The sequence below is a fragment of the Ramlibacter cellulosilyticus genome (assembly GCF_014297465.1).
In the GTDB taxonomy this organism is placed as follows: domain Bacteria; phylum Pseudomonadota; class Gammaproteobacteria; order Burkholderiales; family Burkholderiaceae_C; genus Ramlibacter; species Ramlibacter cellulosilyticus.
This window is the reverse complement of record NZ_JACORT010000029.1, coordinates 1-1,324: the sequence shown is the minus strand read 5'-3', so window position 1 is coordinate 1,324 and position 1,324 is coordinate 1. Positions and strand designations below refer to the sequence as shown.

General features: G+C 58.0%; 1 protein-coding gene. It reads right to left on the bottom strand.

What is annotated here, in order from left to right; genetic code table 11:
* Positions 1-20 precede the first annotated feature (20 nt).
* A complete protein-coding gene (locus H8N03_RS25960) occupies positions 21-1,184 on the bottom strand; it encodes an IS4 family transposase (RefSeq protein ID WP_187079151.1) in 1,164 nt (387 codons plus the stop codon).
* Positions 1,185-1,324: the final 140 nt, after the last annotated feature.

Below are 1,324 nucleotides of genomic sequence, written 5' to 3'. Positions count from 1 at the left end.
CCCATGCCTGTCCGGAGATTTCAAAGGAGAGGCAGTTGGGCGGGGGAGCCGTCGCTTTCATCGTAGAGCGACACCTCGCTCAATAGCCGTTCCAGAGGGACTTTCTCGAACAGGTTCAGGCTGAGAACCTGGAGCATGGCGTGTAGGGAGGCCTGCACATTCAGTCGCTTCTTGATGATCGCCACCAGCACGTAGGTGGCGATCGCCGTCCAAATCTGCGTCTTCACCGCATTGGCGCTGGTACCTACAAACGCCTTGATGCGCAGGTGCTGCTTGATCCACTTGAAGAACAGCTCCACTTGCCAGCGGCTCTTGTACAGCTGGGCGATCTGCAGCGGCTGCAGATCGAAGTTGTTGGTCAGAAAGATCAATGTGCGGTCACGCTGAGCATCGTGAAACTCGATCCTGCGCAGCGGCACTGGATATCCCAATCTCGTGTACCTTCCGGTCAACAGAATGCTCTGGTCACAAAGCACGCCTGCTGCCATGTCGCTCGGTTGATCCGCGATCACCTTGTGGTGGATCTTGTTCTTCGAGCGGATCACGAAGAAGGCTGCAGCGTCGCTGAAACGCGCCAGCCTTTGGAAGTGCAGGTACCCACGATCCATGACGTAGAAGCTGCCCGCTTCGAGGCGGAGATGGTCCAGAAAGCTGGCGTCGGAAACCAACGCTGACGTGATTCGAATGACGCTGGGAATGTTGCCGCGCAGGTCGAGAAGGGTGTGCAGCTTCACACCGGCACGCGCGTTTGCAGCAGGAGCCCAGCTGAACAAGCTAAGACAAAGATCGATGGTGCTGGCGTCAATGGCATAGACGCTTTGCGCCAGTTGCACACCAAGGCTCTCGCGCGCGTACAGAGCGCGTGCGATGTCAATCAGGTGCAGCGTGAATCGCTCGAAAGCGCGGCTGTCGCGCCGTTCATTTGCATCTGCGAGTGTGGAGCGCGCGATGGAGCCGCGAAAGCCAGCGAAGTACAGCTTGCTGGAGTGGCTGCGTAGGCAGGTGGTGATGTCGCGCAGACTGGTGCGCGAGGTCAGCTGCGCAAACATCATGCACAGCAGCTGATCCCAATACGAGAACGTCAGCGTGGGATAACGGCCCGCGTAGAGCGCCACGCATTCATTGAATGCAGGCCGCGGCAGATGTGCCGTGAGCTGCGCGAACACCAGCTGGCCTTTTAGCATCGGACACCCCGCCAAGAAGCGGAAAGTGTCCAAGCCAGCTCACGCGGAATCGATATAGATTTCTCCGGAGACCACCTCTTTCTCCATGCGCATCAACAACTTAGCGCTCAAATGAGAATGGATCTCCGGACACTACTGGG